This window comes from Streptomyces sp. NPDC051576 (genome assembly GCF_040681835.1).
GTDB lineage: Bacteria > Actinomycetota > Actinomycetes > Streptomycetales > Streptomycetaceae > Streptomyces.
Map to the genome: position 1 here is coordinate 377,583 of NZ_JBFAZO010000006.1, position 14,927 is coordinate 392,509.

The following is a 14,927-nucleotide window of genomic DNA, read 5'->3' on the forward strand; positions in this document are numbered from 1 at the left end:
GAGCGCCGGTCGGAGGGACGGAGGTCGGGGGGACGACGGCCGCCCGGTAGCATGGTCCACACGGCAGACGAGCCGGGCGGACGGCCGCGTGGAGTGCCCCTAGCGGGGACTCCCCGAGGAACGTCCGGGCTCCACAGGGCAGGGTGATGGCTAACGGCCACCCGGGGTGACCCGCGGGAAAGTGCCACAGAAAACAGACCGCCCGGTGCTTCGGCACCGGGTAAGGGTGAAACGGTGGTGTAAGAGACCACCAGTGCCCAGGGTGACCTGGGCAGCTAGGTAAACCCCACCCGGAGCAAGGTCAAAAGGGAGCGCCTCGGCGCTCCTGCGGGGACGTTCGAGGGCTGCCCGCCCGAGTTCCCGGGTAGACCGCATGAGGCCGGTGGCAACACCGGTCCTAGATGGATGGCCGTCGCCGGGGGGACCGTGAGGTCCTCCCGGACACAGAACCCGGCGTACGGCCCGGCTCGTCTGCCGCTCCCAGCGGCCCCCTTCCCAGACCCCCATGCCCATAGTGGGTGCCGCGCACCCAGGCACACCGCGACCTGGTTCCCCTTCCGCCGTGCGATGAACCTAGTGGCCAGGCAGCCCCAGTAGCTGCCGAGGATCCGCCACTGAGGAGCACGCCATGAGCATCATCGACGCGGACACCACGGACGTCACGGACACCGCCCGCACCACCGGCTGGAATGCCCGGGCCCTGGACGAGATCGTCGCGGACGACGGCGGTCGTCCCGTGCTGTTCGCCAACGCCCGGATCCTGACGATGGATCCGCTGATCGGGACGGCGACCGGCGCCGACCTGCTGTTCGTCGGTTCGCTGCTGGTGGGGGTCGGCCCCGGCATCATCACCGCGGCCGGCGACGACAACGCCATCGTCGTCGACTGCACCGGGATGACCATCGCTCCCGCCGTCGTCGACACCATCGCCCTGACCGGCGGGCGCGGACACCGTTCCGACCACGTCGCCACCCTCACCCCCGGCAACAGCACCGACTTCCTCGTGCTGCCCGACGAACTCGCCGCCGACGTGCCGAGCGCGGTGGCCACCCTTCTGACCCGGCCGGAGCAGGTCCGCGCCCTGGTCGCGGCCGGGCGTCCCGTCCTGAGGGCCGGTGCCAGCGTCCCCGGCCAGGCTGCCGCCCCCAAGACGGGCATCCCCGACCTCACCGGCAGCCCGCGCGTCGGCGTCTGGATCGACGTCAAGGGCTTCCTGCACCAGGAGCTCACCGCCGACGGCCGCTACGACGAGACCCGGGGCGGACGCCCGCACGCCTATCAGGGCCGCTACTGGATCGACGGCGACCGCATCGACTACCTCGACGACCTCGGGTTCTGGGCCTACGGCGAGTTCACGGGCGACGAACTCCACCACGCCGGATACGTCATGAAACTCGGCTGATCCCGTTCCCCTTCCCCTCGCGCGTACGGAAAGAAGGCCCCCATGAACGTGAACGTGAATGTGAACGACACCACCAGCCCCGCCGTCCTCGAACAGCTCCGCCGCCTCCCCGCCGACCAGCGGCGCGTCCTCTTCACCGGCGCGACCGTCGTCACCATGGACCCCGAGCTCGGCATCATCGAGGGCGGCGACGTCCTCGTCGAGGGCGACACCATCGCTGCCGTCGGCCGTCAACTGGACGCGGGCGACGCCGTGGTCGTGGACGCCGTCGGCACCGTCGTCACCCCCGGCTTCGTCGACACCCACCGGCACGCCTGGGAGGCCCAGTTGCGCCGGATCATGCCGGATGTCGACGACCTGGGCGGTTACGTCATGGCGACCCTGGCCGGTTACGTGACCGTCTACCGGCCCGAGGACATGTACATCGGCACCCGGCTGGCCGCCCTGACCGCGATCGACAGCGGCATCACTACGATGCTCGACTTCTCCCACAACTCCCGTACCCGCGAGCACTCCGACGCCGCGATCGAGGCGCTGATCAACACGGGCATCCGGGGCGTGCACGCCTCCATGGGGCCGCACTTCGGCGACTGGGACCGGCAGTGGCCCGGCGACCTGACCCGCATCAAGGACCAGTACTTCAGCAGCGACGACCAACTGCTCACCCTGCGCCTGGCAACCCTGGCCACCGACGAGATCGCCGGACCCGCGCTCGCCTACGGTCCCGAACTCGCCCGCGTCGCCAAGGACTTGGGGGTGGGAGTGAGCGTGGACGCCGTGTTCGGCGCGTCCGGGTCCGAGGCCGTGCTGCGCTGGGCCAAGGACGGTGTCCTCGGCCCCGCCGTCACCCTCATCCACTCCACCGGACTCACCTCCGAGGCGTGGCAGGCGATGGGGGAGACCGGCACCACCGTGGCCCTCGCTCCGACCTCCGACGCCCAGATCGGCCTGGAGACCGCTGTCCCCGCCGTCGACGAGGCGCTCGCCGTCGGCATCCGCCCCGGTCTGAGCATCGACGTCGAAGTCGCCCTGGCCAGCGACATGTTCACGCAGATGCGGGCGCTGCACGCCATCCAGCGGATGCGCGCCGTCAACTCCGTCTACGGCACCGGTCGGCAGCCGTCCCGCATCACCACCCACGACGTCCTGGACTTCGCCACCCTCCAGGGCGCCCGCACCAACGGCCTGGCCGGCGTCACCGGTTCACTCACCCCGGGCAAGAAGGCCGACCTGCTGGTCATCCAGGCCGAGGATCTCAACAACATGCCGCTCAACGACCCGATCGGCACTGTCGTGTTGGGCTCCGACGCCCGCAACATCAGCGCCGTAATCGTCAACGGCGAGCCCCGTAAGTGGAACGGTCAGGTCCTCGACGTAGATCTGCCCGCCCTACGCGCCGAGGTGCGTGCCTCGCGCGACTACGTGCTGAACACCCCGGCCGCCTGAACATCACCCGGCGATGCTCCCGGCCTGTCGGCGGGCAGCCGGATCGTGAACGCCGTTCCCACCCCGAGGGTGCTGGTCACCGACACCGTTCCGCCGTGCGCCTCGGTGAGTTGACGGACGATGGCGAGGCCTAGGCCGCTGCCGCCGGTCCGGCGGCTGCGGGACTTCTCGGCGCGCCAGAACCGGTCGAAGACCCGGGGCAGGTCCTCGTCGGAGATACCGCTGCCGGTGTCGGCGACCTCGATGACCACCTCGTCCCCTTCGCGACGGCAGGTCAGGGTGACGCTGCCGCCGGACGGGGTGTGCCGTACGGCGTTGGACACCAGGTTGCCGACGGCCTGACGCAGCCGGACGGGGTCGGCGGACAGCGGGGGATCGCCCTCGGTGCGGGCGGTGAGGGCGACACCGGCGGCCTCGGCACTGCTGCGGTGGACGGCGACGACATGGTCGAGGAGATCGCGCGGAGAGACCGGCTCGGGGTGCAGCCGCAACTGCCCGGCGTCGGCCTCCGCCAGATCCTGCAGATCGTCGACGACGCGCTGCAACAGCAGGGCCTCCTCCAGCAGTGAGGCGACGAACGCCTCGTCGGAGACGGCCACACCGTCCTGCGCGGCTTCGAGCCAGCTGCGGATACTGCTGAGCGGGGTGCGCAGTTCGTGGGCGACATCGCTGACCATGGCCTTGCGCTGGTCCTCCATGCGCTCGCGGCGCTCGGACAGGTCGTTGAAGGCGGCGGCCAGATAGCCGATCTCGTCGTTGGTGGTGACCGGCACCCGTAGGTGTTCCCCAGCCGGGCGGCGGGCGGCGTAGGTCAGCGCCCGCAGCGGTCTGACCAGCCTGGTGCCGACGGTGATGGTGACGGCCACGGTGAGCAGAAGCACCAGGGCCGCGACGCCGGCGATCCGGGCCGTGTTCTCCGCGGAGAGATCGATCCCGGGGGCGGTTCTCCCGGCCGGCGTGGTGACGAACAGCAGAGCGGCGGAGGCGACGTACGGGGCGAGCTGGTCGCGGCGGGCGGTGTCGACGCAGTTCTGCACGGCTGGGGCGTTGTCGGAGTGGGCCGTGAAGTCGAGGCCGATCTTCACGGCGTCGCCCAGATTCCCGCGCCGCACGCACTCGTTGACCAGTGTGTTGAGCCGGGCCAGCGCCGTGACCTCGGTCGCGGTCAGGTTGTCCGAGAGGTTGCTCAGACCGCAACTGTCGTACATCACTTGGAGTTTGGGGTTGTCGGCCTGCGCGTACGAGGGGCGGCCGTCCGGTGTCTCGGTGAGCTTGACGGCCGGATAGCCCGCGTTGCGCAGGCAGATGAGGGGCTTCGCCGCCAGGTCGCGCAGATGCTTGCGGTCGGCGGCGGTCAGTCGGTACGGGCCTACGGCGCGGGGGTCGATGCGGTTCGCCTCGGTGGCGGGCAGCAGCGCCGGGTCGGTACGCAGCGGGTCGACGACCGCCGAGGCTCTGACCGGGAGGGCGGTGACGGAGCCGGACGCGGCGATGGGCTTGCGGTCCTGGGTGGTCAGAGTGATCCGCCGTCCGCTGTGCTCGGCCAGGCGGCGCAGGGTCGGTCGTACGCCGGACCAGTCGCGGTGGACCGCCGCGTAGCCGACGAGTGTGTCGTAGATGTCGGCGTCGTCCGAGAGGACCTGGCCCTGTTCGTGCTGGATGGCGCTGGTGGCGGTCCGCGCGGCCAGCCAGGCGGTGGCCGCGACCGCGCAGACGGCGATCGCGACGGAGGCGCCCAGCAGCCGGACGAGGAGGCTTCTGTGCAGCGGCACCTTGGCCCGGACTCGCGTCCTGGGCCTGGCCTCGGCTTTCATGGGCTTCATCTCAGCGCGCACGGTTGCTGCCGTCGATGATCTTGTATCCGACGCCGAACACCGTCTGCAGATAGGCCGGTTGACGGGGTGCGGGCTCGATCTTCTTGCGCAGGTTCAGGACGTGTACGTCGATGGTGCGCTCGGTGATGTAGCGGTCGGACCCGCGGGTCCGGGCCAGCAACTGGCTGCGGGTGAAGACCCGTTCCGGCTCGGCGACCATCGTCGCGAGGATGTCGAACTCGCCCGGGGTGCAGTCGACTTGGCGGCCGTCGATCTCGACGCTGCGCCGGACCGGGTCCACGGCGAGGCCTCCGACCCGCAGTACGGGATCGTCCGGTACGGCGGCGGCCGTCCGGGTGCGCCGCAGGAGGGTGCGGATGCGGGCCATCAGCTCGCGGGGGCTGTACGGCTTGGTCATGTAGTCGTCGGCGCCCAGGTCGAGGGCGAGCAGCAGGTCCCGTTCGGTGGTGCGCGCGGTCAGCATCAGCATCGGCAGATCGGACTCGCGGCGCAGGATGCGGCACACGTCCAGACCGTCGACCAGGGGCATCATCACGTCGAGCACCAGCAGGTCGGGCGGTCTGCGGCGCACCTCGTCCAGTGCCGCGCGCCCGTCGTGGACCACCTGGGCCGTGTGGCCCTCGCGTTCCAGGTAGCGGCGGACGATCTCGGCCTGTTTGGCATCGTCCTCGGCCACCAGGACATGTGCGCTCATGCGACCACCATAAATTCGCCCCGGTGACCTCAGACAGGATCCTGATCGCGGTCTGACAGGATCTTCATAACCTCCGGTCACGGTGTCCGCCATGTTCAACCACACGGACCGAGCGCGGCCGGATCTTGGCCATGCGCTGCGAACATCCCTGGTCGGCGCCGTCGGCGCGACGGCGCTTGTCGTCCTCACCGCGTGCGGCGGTGGCGGATCGAGCGATGCGGGCGGCGACGGCAAGGCCAAGAACGACGGCGTCGCCTCGATCAACGACCCGAGCGGGAGCGGTAGTTCGGCGAAGGCGAGTGCCGACGCAGACTCGGGCCGTCCCCAGCTCCGGCTGGACACCAGCGACGAGGAAGCGGGCAGGCTGGAGGCTGTCTGGACGGCCTGTCTGCATGACAAGGGGGTTCCCGCCGGGCACAAGCCCGGCGCGGGGGATGTCTGGTCCATCAGCGGAACGCCCGACAAGTACCCCGCGGCCTGGAAGGCCTGTCTCTCGAAACAGCCTCTCCAGCCGCCGGAGTTGGACCCGTCCACGAACCCCCACTACGCCGATGACTGGCGCGCGTACATCAAGTGCCTGAACGACCACGGCATAAAGGTGCACTCACTCGCCGACGGCTCCGGGTGGACGTACAACAAGGGCTATGTCCAGACGATGAGCGACGCTGAAAGGGACGAGATCGACGGTAAATGCGAACGCCAAGCCTTCGGCGGTGGTAACTGATATGCGCGCTCACCCTCTTGTGCTGTTCGCCGTCGGGATATCGGCGCTCGTGGCCCTCACCGGGTGTGGTGGTGGCAAGGCCAAGGACGACGGCGTCGCCTCGATCAATGACCCGAGCGGAAGCGGTGCTTCGGCGAAGGTGAGCGCCGACACCGACTCGGGCCGTCCCCAACTCCGGGTGGACACCAGCGACGAGGAGGCGACCCGGCTGTTCGCCGTCTGGACGGCCTGTCTGCACGACAAGGGTGTTCCCGGCGCGCACAAGCCCGGCGCGGGGAACACCTGGTTCATCGACGGACCGGCCACCAAGTACCCCGCCCAGTACAAGGCGTGTCTGTCGAAGCAGCCGCTCCAGCCGCCGGAGGAGGACCCGGACAAGAACCCCCATTACGTCGACGACTTCCGCGCATGGGTCAAATGCATGAATGACAAGGGCATGAAGGTCCATATGATCCCGGACCACTCCGCGGGAAGGGACGCCTTCTCGTGGACCTATAACGAGGGTTATGTCCCGACGGTGAGCGAAGCCGAAGGGTACAAGATCCAAGACGATTGCAAACGGAAAGCGTTCAGCGGTGACAACTGATTTGCGCGCTCACCCTGTTGTCCTTTTGGTCGTGAAGTGCATGAACGACCACGGCATCAAGAGCGTCATCGGCACCGACGGCCTGTGGGGACTGGAGAGCGGAAACAGTCTCAATGCCCCCGACTACGCCTCGATCGAGACCGATTGCCAGGTGAAGTCATTCGGTGGCGACAAATGACGGCTCGGCACAGGACGGCTCGACCAGTGACGCATCGACAAAGAAAGTACGCAGGAGCCCTTCAGTGGTAGAAACCGACGACACCCAGGAACTCCGCCGGATACGTCCACGCGCTGAGGACCCCGAGGAAGTCCCGCGCGGGGCAAGGCGGATGAACCGGCGCGTGGTCATCGCCGTCGCCGCCCTGTCGGTCCTCTCCGCGAGCGCGCTCACCGCCGCCATGTGGCCGGGCGGCGACCCGAAACCGGCCACCGCGGCCGGTGACTCCGCGCACGTGAAGACCGCCGTGGTGACCAAGGCCGACCTGTCGAACGACCAGACGCTCCAGGGCACCCTCGGCTACGGCAAACCGTTCACCGTGAAGGGCGGCAAGTCCGGCCTGATCACCTGGCTGGCGAGGACGGGCACCACCGTCAAGCGGGGCAAGCCGCTGTACAAGGTGGACAACAACCCGGTGCCGGTCTTCTACGGCGACACACCGCTGTACCGCACCCTCTCGGCCAGGGGCACCACAGGCCCCGACGTGAAGACGGTCGCGGACAACCTCAGGGCCCTCGGCTTCGACATCGGTGCGCAGCCGGCCACCGGCACCTGGGTCACCCAACAGCCGCTTCCCACGGACGAATCCGCCGCGAACACGGACGATTCCGCCGCGAAGGGCGACACGGCCGAGGAGTCCGGGAGCCCCTCCGCCGCACCCTCCACCGCGCCCACCGCCACCCCCACCTCGATCAAGGTCAAACACGGCGACGGCGTCCTCACCACCGCCCTGATCGCCGCGATCAAACGCTGGCAGACCTTCACCGGCGTACCCGCCACCGGCATCCTCGGCATCGGCGACATAGCCGTCATGCCGGGCCCGGTCCGGGTCGGCGCCGTACAGGCGCAGTCCGCCGACCCGGCCGACGGGGCGCTGATGACCGTCACCTCCACCGCCAAGTCCGTCAGCGTGCCGGTGGACGCGTCGGACGCCGGCACGATGTCACGCGGCGACAAGGTGACCGTGACCCTGCCCGACAGCTCCAACGTCACGGGCACCGTCACCACCATCGGTACGACCGTCCAGAGCAGCGAGGGCAACAGCGGCGGAGGCGGCTCGGACGGCCCCGCGCAGCTCACCGTCTCCGTCTCGGTGCCGGACAACGAGGCGATACGGAAGCTGACCTCCGCCCCGGTGCAGGTGCAGTTCACCTCGGAGACCCGCAAGGGCGTCCTCACCGTGCCGGTGGACGCGCTGCTCGCGCTGAGCGAGGGCGGATACGCGGTCCAGCGGCCCGGCGGGCGACTGCTGGCCGTGAAGACCGGGATGTTCGCCAAGGGGCTCGTGGAGATCAGCGGTTCGGGTGTCACCGCCGGCCTGCGGGTCGTGACGACCTCATGAGCCGGCGCCCGGTCCTGGCCGTGCTCAACGCGGGCATGGCGTACCCCGGCGGGGTCAAGGCGCTGGACGGTGTCTCGCTCGCGATCGAGGCGGGCGAACTGCTGGCCATCGTCGGGCCCTCCGGATCCGGCAAGTCGACCCTGCTGAACATCATGGGCACCCTGGACCGGCCGACCAGCGGCACGGTGGAGATCGGCGGCCAGGACGTCGCCCGGCTCTCGGACCGGCGGCTGTCGGCGCTGCGGGGCCGCTGGCTCGGCTTCGTGTTCCAGCAGTTCCATCTCACCGACGGTCTGACCGCCGCCGAGAACGTCGCCACCGGGCTGCTCTACGCGGGGGTCCCGCGCCGCAAGCGCCAACCGCTGGTCCTGGAGGCGCTGGCCAGGGTCGGCCTCGCCCGCCGTGCCCGGCATCTGCCGAACCAGCTCTCCGGCGGCGAACGGCAGCGTGTGGCCATCGCCCGCGCGCTCGTCAACCAGCCCGCCCTGGTGCTCGCCGACGAACCCACGGGCGCCCTGGACACCGCCAACGGCAGGGCCGTACTGGACCTGCTGACCGCACTGAACCAGGAGGGCACCACCATCGCGATCATCACCCACGACCGGGACATCGCCGCCCAGTTGCCCCGCCGCGTGGAGATCCTCGACGGTCACCTCGTGGCCGACAGCCACCTCGACACCTCCACCCCAACCGCCGCTCAGCTCAACGCCCTTGGGAACAGCCGGTCATGACCGCCACCCTCACGCCGATACCGCCGACCACGCCGGTCGCCGACACTCGCCCCGTCCGGCTGGCCCCCCTCGACATCCTCAGACTCGGCCTGCTGGGAATCCGTACCCGCAAGATCCGCGCGGCCCTCTCCGCGCTGGGGATCTCGATCGGCATCGCCACGATGATCGTGGTCACCGGAATCCCGGCCTCCAGCCAGAAGGCCCTGATGAACGAGTTGTCCGCGCTCGGCACCAACATGCTCCAGGCCGTGCCGAACTCCACCAACAACAACCCGGTGCTGCTGCCGCCGCAGTCGGTGGACATGGTCGCCCGCATCGGACCCGTCACGCAGGCCAGCGCGGTCGCCAACACCCACGCCACCGTCTACCGCAACGACAAGGTCGACCCCAACGACTACGCGGGCCTCACCGTCCTGGCCAGCAAGACCAACCTGCTCAGGGCGATCAACGCCAAGGTCCGGTCGGGCCGGTTCCTGAGCCCGGCCACCGAGAGGTTCCCTACGGCGGTGCTCGGTTCGGTGGCGGCCTCCCGCCTGGGCGTGGCCAATGCGGGTGGCCGGGGCAGCGACGCACTGATCTACATCAACAACCGCTGGTTCACGGTCATCGGCGTCCTCGCCCAGACGCCCCTGTCGCCCGACATCGACCGCGCGGTCCTGGTGGGTTGGGACGCGGCCCGTACGCAGTTGAGGTTCGACGGCCATCCCACGGTGCTCTACATCAAGGCCGAGGAAGACCGGATGGAGGCGGTACGGAACGTCCTGCCCGCGACCATCTACCCGGAACTGCCGGGCATGGTCACGGTTAGCCGCCCCTCCGACGCGCTGGCCGCCAAACGCGCCACCCAGAGCACGTTTTCCGCGCTGTTCCTGGGACTCGCCGGGGTCGCTCTGCTCGTGGGCGGCATCGGCGTGGCCAACACCATGGTCATCTCCGTCCTCGAACGCCGCCGCGAAATCGGGCTGCGACGGGCTCTGGGCGCCAACCGGGGCCAGATCCGCAGCCAGTTCCTCACCGAGTCCGTAGCGCTGTCGGGGCTGGGCGGCCTGGCCGGCACCGTGCTCGGCGTCCTGGCCACCGTCGGCTACGCCTCCTACCAGGGCTGGCCGCCCGTCATCCCGCTGACCTCGGTGGCCGCGGGCTTCGGGGGCGCGATCGTGATCGGCATGGCCGCCGGGGTGTATCCCTCCATCAGGGCCTCCCGGCTGACCCCTACCGAAGCACTGGCGACCGCGTAGCCGTAACCCCGACGCCGGAGCGGGCAGGGACGGAAGTCGCCCTGCCCGCACCGGCGTCGGGGTGTCTCAGATGGCCTGGGCCGTGGGGAGGATGGTGATCTCGGTGAGGTTGACGTGCCGGGGGACCGCTGCCATGAAGGCGACCGTCTCGGCGATGTCCTCGCTCTGGAGGACGTCGATGTCGTGGATGAGGTCGGCCATCAGCTGGGAGGCGTCGGGGTCGGTGACGTGGTCGGGGAGTTCGGTGTCGACCATGCCGGGCTCGATGGTGGCGACGCGGACCATCTTGGGGCCGAGCTCGACGCGCAGCAGGCGGGTGAGATGGCTGATGTAGGCCTTGGTGCCGGAGTAGATGGAGAACTTGGTCAGGATGCGGGTGGCCGCGATCGAGGAGGTGTTGATGAGGTCGGCCGCCTTGCCCTGGGCGGCGGATTCGGTGAGGTGGGGAAGGAAGGCGGCGATGACGTTCATCAGGCCGCTGATGTTGAGGTCGATCTGGCGCTGCCAGTCGTCGACCTTCAACTCCTCGATGCCCGAGATGAGTTGGACACCGGCGTTGTTGAACACCAGGTCCGCCTTGCCGAAGCGGTCGGCGACCTGGTCGGCGGCCTGCTGGACGGCGGCGCGGTCGGTGACGTCGACGGCGAGCGCCAGCGCGGTGCCGCCCGCGGACTCGATCTCCTTCACGATCCCGTCGAGCTTGTCCTTGCGGCGGGCCAACACGACCACGGTGGCGCCGAGTTCGGCCAGGCGAGTGGCGGTGACGGCACCCATGCCGCTGGAGGCGCCGGAGACGACGGCGACGCGGTCGGCGAGGGGGGTGCCGGTGAGCAGGGCAGCGGACATCACAAGACCTCGATCTCTTTGATACGAACGGTGATTGACGGTGCGTCAGGCAGTGGGGGGAGTGTTGCGCGATGTGGTGTGTCAGGCGGCGTCGTCGTGCGCGGTGGCCGCGGACTTCTCGCGCCACGGGGCCAGGTCGTCCTGCACCTGCTGGTACTTGACGTCCAGCCGCTCAAGGGTGTCGCGGCCCAGGTAGAGGTGGGTGGGCAGCTTCTCGCCGGAGGCGACCTCGACGATGAGGGCCGCGCCCTTGACCGGGTCACCGAGCTGGGCGTGGTTGGCCTGGTCGATCCAGTCCAGCGTCACGTGCGCGGGGGTGTCGTCGTAGTCGGAGATGCGGTTCGCGGCGACCGACAGGGAGCTGTTGTCGAGGAAGTCGGTGCGGAACACGCCCGGTTCGACCACCATCGACTGGATGCCGAAGGGTGCCATCTCGGCCGACAGCGCCTCGCTGATACCGGCGACGGCGAATTTCGACGCGGCGTACAGGCTGACGCCGGGCTCACCCTCGAAGCCGGAGCGTGAGCCGATGTGCACCAGCTTGCCCGAGCCCTGCTTGCGCATGACGGGGAGCACGGCGCGGGTGACGTTGACCAGGCCGAAGACGTTGAGGTCGAACAGTGAGCGGGCCTCCGCGTCGGTGACCTCCTCCAGCGCGCCCAGCAGACCGCGGCCGGCGTTGTTGACCAGCACGTCGATCCCGCCGAACCGGTCCACCGCCGCGTCGACGGCCTGGGGGATCCCGTTGTTGTCGGTGACGTCCAGAGCGACCGCGAAGACGTTCTCGGAATTCTTCAGATCGTCGGGGACGCGCTCCGGATTTCGGACGGCCATTACGACGTTGTTTCCTTCTGCCAATGCGGCGCGGGTGATCTCGGCGCCGATTCCTCGCGAAGCTCCGGTGACGAACCACGTAGCCATGAGAAATACCTCTCTCGTTGTTTCCCCTTTTTCAGGGGTTCGGCGGCTTGCGTGTTTGAGTCTGCCGTCGGCCGGAAGTCGTATGAAGGCAGCGGTCTTCCTGGGTGTCACACACCTAGGCTGCAAAGAACGAACGGTGGCGCAGGGTGTTCGGTCGGCGGCGCGGAGTCACATTGCCTGGGCCATTCCTCCCGTACACCCCGCCGGTTTAGTGTGGCCCCCATGAGCAATGGGTCCCCTTTGGGTGATTTCCTCAGAGCCCGACGCGAAGGCTTGAAGCCCCAGGACGTCGGCCTTCCCGAGTACGGCCGACGTCGTGTCCCGGGACTGCGCAGAGAGGAAGTCGCGATGCTGGCGGGGGTCAGCGCCGACTACTACATCAGGCTTGAGCAGGGCCGCGAGACCAGTCCCTCGTCCCAGGTCCTCGAAGCCGTGGCCGGGGCGCTGAGGCTCGACGAGGAGGCCTTCGGTCATCTCTACCGGTTGTGCCATGCCGCCGAACGCCATCACCCCGACCGGGGTCAGGACGGAGTCGGCGTTCAGCTCCAGCAGTTGATGGACGGGTGGGAGCACACTCCCGCGTTCATCATCGGCCCCGCCCTCGACATCCTCGCGGGCAATTCCATGGCGACCGCCCTGCACACGGGGTTCTACGGATTCGACAACCTGGCCCGCATGGTCTTCCTCGACCCCGCCGGCCGCGAGTTCTATCAGGAATGGGAGCGGGCGGCGCACTCCTGTGTCGCCGAGCTGAGAGCGGCTTACGGCTATGCCCCTTCATCGGCCAGGATCTCCGAGGTGGTGGCGGAACTCTCGGACCAGAGCGAGGAGTTCGTCGGTCTCTGGGCGCGGCACGACGTGAAAAGCAAGTCCCAGGAAGGCAAGCACCTCAAGCATCCGCAAGTGGGCGACCTGTACATCCAGTTCTCGGCGTTCACCGTCAACGGCGCCCCGCACCAGCAGCTCGTGGTCTACCAGGCGGAACCGGCCAGCCCTACGGCCATCGCCTTCGAAAAGCTGTGCGCCATGGCGACCGCGCCCAAGTACGCGGAGTCCGGCCGCTTGTGACGCTGGGTGCGTGGCACCCAGGAAGCCCGCACCTGGACGGACGGCGGCCTGGTCGGCAATGGGCGCCGGGTCCACCGTGGATCCATGACCAGCAACGGCACGTCCAGCAACGTCGCACGCAACGACCCGCACCCGTACGTCGGGATGTGGGTGACCGCCGACGGGTTCATCCGTCAGGAACTGCTGCCGAACGGCCGTTACGACGAGGCGCGTGGCAGCAGGCGGAGCGCCTACACCGGCAGTTACACCGTCACCGGAAGCCATATCGACTATGTCGACGACACCGGCTTCACCGCCACCGGCGACGTCCGGGACGGAGTCCTCTACCACGAACACCTCGTCCTGTACCGCTGAAAGGGCGGGCGCCGGGCCTCAGTTGTCGCTGAGAGCCCGGCGCGACTGTTTCCGCTCTTCCCGCGAACGGAGTTCGGCGAAGGCGGTGGCCGTGGGGCTGGCGGGTTCGGCCTGGTAGACGACCAGTTGCAGTTGCGGGGCCTCGTTGACCGTGAAGGCCGAGAACCGGATCTCCAGGGCGCCGACTTCGGGGTGTGTGAGGTCCTTCGCCTGCTGGGTCTTGCCCTGGACCTGGTGCCGTGCCCAGAGTCCGGCGAATTCCCGGCTTTTCGCGCGGAGCGTGTCGACGACCTGCGCCGACGGGCTGTTCTTCCGGCCCTGTTCCAGGCGCATGCGGCAGTCGGGACTCACCCCCGCGAGCAGGGCGACCTCCTCACGGCGTAGCCCCGGCACCCGCCTGCGGCCGTGCTCCGGCAGGCCGCGTCCCGCGGCTTCAGAGCTTCACGCCGTGCTCTGAGGAACTCGCCTAGAGGGGTGGCGCCGCTCATGTCTCCCACCCGGTGCTGAGCGAACCGAGCAGGGAGAGCGCGTCGGCCGAGGCGCTGCCCGGTTCGGCCTGGTAGACGATGAGTTGCTGGGTGGGGGCGCTGTTGACGGTGAACGCCTCGTAGTGCAACTCCAGGTCACCGACCTGCGGGTGGTGGAAGAGCTTGGCCTCACGGACCTTGCCCCGCACGTCGTGACGTGCCCACAGCTCGCGGAAGTCGGCGCTCTTCAGGGCGAGTTCACCGACGAGTTCGCGCAGCCGGGGGTCCTCGGGGTCGACACCGGCCGCCCGCCGCAGTGTGGCCACGGCCGATGCGGCGGCGCGGTCCCAGTCGCGGTAGAAGCCGCGTGCGGCCGGGTCCAGGAACGTCATGCGCAGCAGGTTGTCGGAGTGGGCGAAGCCGGAGTGCAGGGCGTCCGCGAGCTGGTTGGCGGCCAGCACGTCCAGGGCGTGGCCCAGCACGAAGGCGGGCGTGGCGGACCAGGTGTCGAGAAGCCGGCGCAACGGCGGGGCGACGCTTTCCACGAGGGGCGCCCGGCGCGTACGGCGGGTGGTCGGGGTGGCCACCTTGAACAGGTGCGCGACCGCTTCGTCGTCCAGTTGCAGCGCGCGTGCCACCGCTTCGAGGATCTGCCGGGACGGGCGCCGTTCGCGGCCCTGCTCCAGGCGCATGTAGTAGTCGGTGCTCACCCCCGCCAGGGCGGCGACCTCCTCGCGGCGCAGACCGGGCACCCTGCGGCGGCCGGTCGCGGGGAGCCCCGTGTCTTCGGGGCGCAGTCGGGCACGCCGTGCGCGGAGGAAACCTCCCAGCGCGTTCTCGGCGGCGGGGCCCTTGTCTGTGTCCATACATCGAGGCTAGGGCGCCACCGTGCCTGGTTGGGACGGATAAGGGGGGTGCGCTTCACCCAGGCACCGGGCGCTCCGAGGCAGAACGTGACGGTTGCCGCGATGGGTTGACACCCGCTTTTCGGGCGCCCATCATCGGTGCGAACTTCGGCGAGTCATCTCGCACACCCGTTGCGTCCTCAGATCCCAG

General features: G+C 69.2%; 15 protein-coding genes, 1 other RNA gene and 1 pseudogene. 11 read left to right on the forward strand and 6 right to left on the reverse strand.

Annotation, left to right across the window (positions count from 1 at the left end):
* Positions 1 to 68 precede the first annotated feature (68 nt).
* From rnpB to AB0M63_RS22455, 3 genes are all read left to right on the forward strand, one after another.
* Positions 69 to 474, forward strand: an RNA gene (gene rnpB, locus AB0M63_RS22445) — RNase P RNA component class A.
* Positions 475 to 628: 154 nt separating this feature from the next.
* On the forward strand, positions 629 to 1,402 hold the full coding sequence (locus AB0M63_RS22450) for an Atu4866 domain-containing protein (RefSeq protein ID WP_366020588.1): 774 nt from the start codon (positions 629 to 631) through the stop codon (positions 1,400 to 1,402).
* Between the two features lie 54 nt (positions 1,403 to 1,456).
* Positions 1,457 to 2,848 (forward strand): amidohydrolase family protein, encoded by a 1,392-nt coding sequence (locus AB0M63_RS22455; RefSeq protein ID WP_366020708.1) that lies wholly within the window; start codon positions 1,457 to 1,459, stop codon positions 2,846 to 2,848.
* Here AB0M63_RS22455 and AB0M63_RS22460 read toward each other — a convergent pair.
* Together AB0M63_RS22460 and AB0M63_RS22465 are read right to left on the reverse strand one after the other, a co-directional pair.
* Positions 2,821 to 4,671 carry a HAMP domain-containing sensor histidine kinase gene (locus AB0M63_RS22460; RefSeq protein ID WP_366020589.1) on the reverse strand — a complete coding sequence of 617 codons (1,851 nt, stop codon included), beginning with the start codon at positions 4,669 to 4,671 and terminating at the stop codon, positions 2,821 to 2,823. The genes AB0M63_RS22455 and AB0M63_RS22460 overlap by 28 nt on opposite strands.
* 1 nt (position 4,672) lies before the next feature.
* Positions 4,673 to 5,377 (reverse strand): response regulator transcription factor, encoded by a 705-nt coding sequence (locus AB0M63_RS22465; protein ID WP_355917032.1) that lies wholly within the window; start codon positions 5,375 to 5,377, stop codon positions 4,673 to 4,675.
* 91 nt (positions 5,378 to 5,468) lie between these two features.
* On the opposite strand from AB0M63_RS22465, the gene AB0M63_RS22470 reads away from it, so the two are divergent.
* From AB0M63_RS22470 to AB0M63_RS22495, 6 genes are all read left to right on the forward strand, one after another.
* The gene (locus AB0M63_RS22470; RefSeq protein WP_366020590.1) at positions 5,469 to 6,101 is read left to right on the forward strand and encodes a hypothetical protein; all 633 of its coding nucleotides are present in this window, start codon (positions 5,469 to 5,471) and stop codon (positions 6,099 to 6,101) included.
* Between the two features lies 1 nt (position 6,102).
* Positions 6,103 to 6,687, forward strand: coding sequence for a hypothetical protein (locus AB0M63_RS22475; protein ID WP_366020591.1), 585 nt, complete (start codon positions 6,103 to 6,105; stop codon positions 6,685 to 6,687).
* A gap of 40 nt (positions 6,688 to 6,727) precedes the next feature.
* Complete coding sequence (locus tag AB0M63_RS22480; RefSeq protein WP_366020592.1) at positions 6,728 to 6,865, forward strand: hypothetical protein; 138 nt, start codon at positions 6,728 to 6,730, stop codon at positions 6,863 to 6,865.
* Positions 6,866 to 6,929: 64 nt separating this feature from the next.
* Positions 6,930 to 8,246: a hypothetical protein gene (locus AB0M63_RS22485; RefSeq protein ID WP_366020593.1), complete on the forward strand. Its 1,317-nt coding sequence runs from the start codon at positions 6,930 to 6,932 to the stop codon at positions 8,244 to 8,246.
* Entirely contained in the window at positions 8,243 to 8,977 is a 735-nt protein-coding gene (locus AB0M63_RS22490; RefSeq protein WP_366020594.1) for an ABC transporter ATP-binding protein, read from the forward strand. The genes AB0M63_RS22485 and AB0M63_RS22490 overlap by 4 nt, the downstream gene beginning before the upstream one ends.
* Positions 8,974 to 10,215, forward strand: coding sequence for an ABC transporter permease (locus AB0M63_RS22495; protein ID WP_366020595.1), 1,242 nt, complete (start codon positions 8,974 to 8,976; stop codon positions 10,213 to 10,215). The genes AB0M63_RS22490 and AB0M63_RS22495 overlap by 4 nt, the downstream gene beginning before the upstream one ends.
* Positions 10,216 to 10,281: 66 nt before the next feature.
* On the opposite strand, the gene AB0M63_RS22500 is transcribed toward AB0M63_RS22495, so the two are convergent.
* Together AB0M63_RS22500 and AB0M63_RS22505 are read right to left on the reverse strand one after the other, a co-directional pair.
* A complete protein-coding gene (locus tag AB0M63_RS22500; RefSeq protein ID WP_366020596.1) occupies positions 10,282 to 11,064 on the reverse strand; it encodes an SDR family oxidoreductase in 783 nt (260 codons plus the stop codon).
* Positions 11,065 to 11,142: 78 nt separating this feature from the next.
* Entirely contained in the window at positions 11,143 to 11,982 is an 840-nt protein-coding gene (locus AB0M63_RS22505; protein WP_366020597.1) for an SDR family NAD(P)-dependent oxidoreductase, read from the reverse strand.
* Positions 11,983 to 12,204: 222 nt separating this feature from the next.
* On the opposite strand from AB0M63_RS22505, the gene AB0M63_RS22510 reads away from it, so the two are divergent.
* Both AB0M63_RS22510 and AB0M63_RS22515 read left to right on the forward strand, forming a co-directional pair.
* Positions 12,205 to 13,050 carry a helix-turn-helix transcriptional regulator gene (locus tag AB0M63_RS22510; protein WP_366020598.1) on the forward strand — a complete coding sequence of 282 codons (846 nt, stop codon included), beginning with the start codon at positions 12,205 to 12,207 and terminating at the stop codon, positions 13,048 to 13,050.
* A gap of 84 nt (positions 13,051 to 13,134) precedes the next feature.
* Positions 13,135 to 13,404 (forward strand): Atu4866 domain-containing protein, encoded by a 270-nt coding sequence (locus tag AB0M63_RS22515; RefSeq protein ID WP_366020599.1) that lies wholly within the window; start codon positions 13,135 to 13,137, stop codon positions 13,402 to 13,404.
* Positions 13,405 to 13,422: 18 nt separating this feature from the next.
* On the opposite strand, the pseudogene AB0M63_RS22520 reads toward AB0M63_RS22515, so the two are convergent.
* Positions 13,423 to 13,892: pseudogene (locus AB0M63_RS22520) on the reverse strand (helix-turn-helix domain-containing protein).
* Positions 13,889 to 14,737, reverse strand: a complete 849-nt coding sequence (locus AB0M63_RS22525) for a helix-turn-helix transcriptional regulator (RefSeq protein ID WP_366020600.1) — start codon at positions 14,735 to 14,737, stop codon at positions 13,889 to 13,891. The pseudogene AB0M63_RS22520 and the gene AB0M63_RS22525 overlap by 4 nt, the downstream one beginning before the upstream one ends.
* Between the last annotated feature and the right edge of the window lie 190 nt (positions 14,738 to 14,927).